General features: G+C 46.2%; 3 protein-coding genes and 1 pseudogene. 1 reads left to right on the top strand and 3 read right to left on the bottom strand.

Features of this window, described 5'->3' with window-relative positions:
• Positions 1-1,280, top strand: a 1,280-nt coding sequence (locus tag AC3A8L_RS13100) for a RecQ family ATP-dependent DNA helicase (protein WP_487962712.1), incomplete at its 5' end; no start/stop codon positions are given.
• A gap of 18 nt (positions 1,281-1,298) precedes the next feature.
• On the opposite strand, the gene AC3A8L_RS13095 is transcribed toward AC3A8L_RS13100, so the two are convergent.
• From AC3A8L_RS13095 to ahcY, 3 genes and pseudogenes are all read right to left on the bottom strand, one after another.
• A complete protein-coding gene (locus AC3A8L_RS13095) occupies positions 1,299-2,024 on the bottom strand; it encodes a 16S rRNA (uracil(1498)-N(3))-methyltransferase (RefSeq protein ID WP_487962711.1) in 726 nt (241 codons plus the stop codon).
• A 77-nt stretch (positions 2,025-2,101) separates the two neighbouring features.
• Positions 2,102-2,956: pseudogene (gene metF / locus AC3A8L_RS13090) on the bottom strand (methylenetetrahydrofolate reductase [NAD(P)H]).
• 255 nt (positions 2,957-3,211) lie between these two features.
• Entirely contained in the window at positions 3,212-4,618 is a 1,407-nt protein-coding gene (gene ahcY, locus AC3A8L_RS13085; protein ID WP_487962710.1) for an adenosylhomocysteinase, read from the bottom strand.
• Positions 4,619-4,635: the final 17 nt, after the last annotated feature.

Raw genomic sequence — 4,635 nt, 5'->3', positions numbered from 1 at the left:
ATACGCGCACGCGACAAGAAATTATTGATCGCCTGGCACTGCACGATGGGCAGCAATTTATCAGCGGATTTGATCGGCCCAATATTCAGTACCGTATTCAACCCAAAGACCGCCCGCGTCAGCAGTTAATTAAATTTCTAAAACAAGAACACGATGGCGATGCCGGTATTGTGTATTGTTTATCGCGCGATAAAGTTGAAAAAACCGCCGCCTGGTTACGAGAGGAGGGCTTTGATGCCTTGCCGTACCATGCAGGCTTACCGCCTGAAATGCGAGCCAAGCACCAGCGCCGTTTTTTGCGTGAAGATAGCGTGGTGATGGTGGCTACCATTGCCTTTGGAATGGGCATTGATAAGCCCGATGTACGTTTTGTTGCTCACTTAGATATGCCCAAAAGTATCGAGGCTTATTATCAGGAAACCGGTCGAGCGGGCCGTGATGGTGCTCCCTCGACAGCACTGCTGTTATACGGTTTTGAAGATGTTGTTAAGCTGCGACAAATGACGAGCAATAGTGAAGGCAACGAAGCTTTCCGTCGTGCCGAGCAAGAGCGACTTAATGCGATGTTGGCATTGTGTGAGTTGGCGAGCTGCAGGCGACAAACATTATTGCGTTATTTTGATGATGAGCTGCCGGAGCCATGCGGTAATTGCGATACGTGTATCGAGCCGCCACAAACGTGGAATGCTACAGAAGCGGCACAAAAAGCGTTGTCGTGTGTTTACCGAACAGGCCAGCGTTATGGCGTACAGCATGTTGTTGATGTATTACGGGGCGAAAAAAATGACAGAATTCAACAATATGGCCACGATAAATTAACGACCTTTGGCATCGGTAGTGATATGTCGCAACACGAATGGAAAGGTTTGTTTAGGCAATTAGCCGCGCTGGGATTTTTGGATGTTGATCGTGAATTCGGCAGTTTATTATTAACCGAAAGCTGTCGCGCGTTATTGCGTGGCGAGCAAAATATCGAATTGCGTAAAGATACGAAAACAACCACCAAAAAAGGCAAACGCCAGGCTATTGAGGTTGATCACGAAGACCTTCCTTTGTGGCATGCATTGCGACAATGCCGACGACGATTATCGGAAGAATACGGTGTTCCGCCGTATGTTATTTTTCACGATGCTAGCTTAAAACATATGCTAGAAGTACGGCCGCAAAATACCCAGCAGCTGATGCAGGTAAGTGGTGTGGGTGATGCCAAAGCGCAAAAGTATGGCCAAGAATTTCTAGATGTATTACGTAATTACGAATACTCTGTTGGCGGTAATTAATTGGGCGGGGCGCTTTTGTTAAAAATCGCCCCAAGCCATTTGCAATACACTTAATGCAACTAGCGGAGCCGTTTCTGTTCTGAGTACACGTGGCCCGAGCGTGAGCGCATTAAAGGTCTTGTTTTGCGCTTGAATAATCTCATCATCACTCAGCCCGCCTTCTGGTCCTACCAGTAATGTGCAGGAGCTTGGAGCACTATAATCTGTTAGTTTTTTATCGCTACGGTGGTGCAGTACCAAGTTTAAGCCGCTGTGCTCGCCGGTAATAAATTGACTAAAAGGAATGGGCGCGTTTAGTTTTGGTAAAATGTTGAGTTGGCATTGTTCGCAAGCGCTGATAATAATACCTTGCCAGTGTGCCATTTTTTTATCGAGCCGTTCACCGCTCAGTTTAACCTCGCTGCGTTCGGTCATTAATGGGGTGATTTCACTAACCCCCAACTCAGTCGCTTTTTGAAGGACTAAATCCCAGCGTTCGCCACGGGACAAACCAATCGCTAAATGCGTGGTGAGTGGTGAGGCGCGATTGCCTTCGATAAACTGGCCTACATCTACGCAAACTCTCTTTTTACTAATATCAACAATGGTCGCTTGGTATTCGCCGCCGGTATTGTTAAATAAAACAAGCTCGCGCCCTGTCGTCATCCGTAATACCTTGCCGAGGTAGTGCGCGATGCTCTCTTCAAGTTCGGCTTGAATATTTGTGGTGAGTTCTACAGTGGTATAAATACGAGGGATGCGCATAAGTAATAACGTAAGCTGATAGTGCTAAAATGTACGGCGCTGTGAATAGCGCCGCAGTCGTTAGATTAATTCTAGAATTAACCTTTACCTGGAATTAAACCCAGGTTTTCTATAATCGTGGTGATTGGCTCAGCATTATTCATGGTGTAAAAGTGTAAACCTGGCGCGTCATTTTCGAGTAATATTTCGCACAGTTCGCTCACAATATCCAATCCAAACGCTTTAATGCTATCTGTATCATCGCCAAAGGCTTCTAAGCGTTTGCGCATCCAGCGCGGAATCTCGGCGCCGCAATTGGTGCTAAAGCGCGATAGGCTTTGATAGTTGGTAATGGGCATAATACCTGGGTAAATAGGCTTATCTATCCCCGCTTCCATGCAGCTTTCTATAAAGTAGAAGTAAGCGTCTGGGTTGTAAAAGTATTGCGTAATTGCAGAGCTTGCACCCGCATCGAATTTTTGTTTTAAAAAATCGATGTCGCTATCAAAGCTTTTTGCCTCTGGGTGAATCTCGGGGTAGGCCGCAACCTCTAAGTGAAAATGATCGCCGGTATGCTTGCGAATAAATTCTACTCATTGATTGGCATAAACCATTTGGTAAGAACCACCCATGCCAGAAGGCATATCGCCGCGTAATGCGACAAGGCGATCAATGCCCATGTCCTTGTATTCATTGAGCAACGCTATCATGGATTCTTCATCATCGCCGCCAAAAGACAAGTGCGGTGCTACTGCGCTACCGGCAGTTTTAATGGCTTTAACACTACCGATGGTATTGTCGCGGGTTGAACCGCCAGCACCGTAGGTGACCGAAAAAAATTCAGGCTCGCAGACGGCTAATTCTTTATGAACGTTGGCCAGTTTTTCTCGGCCTTTTTCAGTCTTAGGCGGGAAAAACTCAAAGCTTAAACGAAGAGGTTCAATGTCACTCATGGTTAATTCCTAGTGGTTTTGCCGTTGTTAGTCGCCTTACTTTGCATCTTGATGGTAACAAGGTGCAAAGTAAGGCAGTACAGAGATAGCAGCGATTAAGGGCCGAGGAAAAAATACTTTATCCAATTATACTTGCCTCCTGCTTCCTCAACTGCGTTGCCCGAAGCGTTACATGCCCCGGCATGCGCCCCTTCGGGCGCCTTATTGAGAAAACAGGCGCCCTCGCCAATTGGACAAACTATTATTACCCCGCCCCTAATACTTGTAGCTTTCTGGCTTGTAGGGGCCTTCGGCTGGAACATTAATGTATTCCGCTTGCGTTGGTGTTAGCTGCGTTAATACACCGCCAAAACCTTCAACCATGGCTTTTGCCACTTCTTCATCCAGCTTTTTAGGCAATATTTTAACGTAAATATTTTGGGTTTTTTCGCTAGCAGGTAAGTCGGCAAATTTTGCGTCGTATAAGTGAATTTGCGCAAGCACTTGGTTGGCAAAACTACCATCCATAATACGGCTAGGGTGGCCAGTTGCATTACCGAGGTTAACCAAGCGGCCTTCAGATAATAGCAGTAAATGGTTGTCGCTAGCTTTGTCGCGGTAAACTTTGTGTACCTGCGGTTTAATCTCTTCCCATTCCCAGTTTGTGCGCATAAAGGCGGTATCGATTTCATTATCGAAGTGGCCAATGTTACACACAACAGCGCGATTTTTTAAAGTTTGCAGCATTGCCGCATCACAGACATTAATGTTGCCGGTTGTGGTTACGATTAAATCGGTAGTGCCTAATAAAAGAGTGTCGATATCTTCTACTTTACCGGTATTTGCGCCGCCTTTGTAAGGTGAAACAACTTCAAAGCCATCCATACAGGCTTGCATCGCGCAAATCGGATCGATTTCGCTCACTTTTACAATCATGCCTTCTTGGCGTAACGAAGCCGCAGAACCTTTACCTACATCGCCATAGCCAACAACAAGGGCTTTTTTACCAGATAATAGGTGATCGGTACCGCGTTTAATGGCATCGTTTAAGCTGTGACGACAACCGTATTTGTTGTCGTTTTTAGATTTAGTCACTGCATCGTTTACATTGATGGCCGGCACTTTTAATTCGCCTTTTTCCATCATTTCCAATAAACGATGTACGCCTGTGGTTGTTTCTTCAGAGATGCCGTGAATGTTGTCGAGCAGCTCAGGGAAACGATTGTGAACCATTTCGGTTAAGTCGCCGCCGTCATCCAAAATAATATTGGGGCTCCACTCTACGCCTTCTTTGGCGATGGTTTGTTCTATGCACCACAAGAACTCTTCTTCTGTTTCGCCTTTCCAAGCAAAAACCGGAATACCGGCGGCGGCTATGGCTGCGGCGGCATGGTCTTGGGTTGAGAAAATATTACAGCTCGACCAGCGAACTTCGGCCCCGAGTTCTACTAAGGTTTCGATTAGAACGGCTGTTTGGATTGTCATGTGAATACAACCCATAATTTTCGCATCTTTGAGCGGCTGGTCAGCTTTGTATTGAGTACGTAATGCCATTAATGCAGGCATTTCGCCTTCGGCAATTTGTGTTTCGCGACGACCAAACGCGGCAAGCTCATTAAAATGGGCTTGGTCTTTGGCGGCGACTTTGAAGTCGGTAAAATTATTAGCTGCTGAAATAGTCATTTAATTCTCGCTTGGCG

The sequence above is a fragment of the Marinagarivorans sp. genome, from assembly GCF_982758155.1.
Note: the sequence above shows the minus strand (reverse complement) of the source record. Positions and strands in the feature narration are given on the sequence as shown.

Excerpts from the sequence above, each read along its gene's own strand:
- ahcY (WP_487962710.1), bottom strand. The coding sequence starts at position 4,618 with ATGACTATTTCAGCAGCTAATAATTTTACCGACTTCAAAGTCGCCGCC.
- AC3A8L_RS13095 (WP_487962711.1), bottom strand. The coding sequence starts at position 2,024 with ATGCGCATCCCTCGTATTTATACCACTGTAGAACTCACCACAAATATT.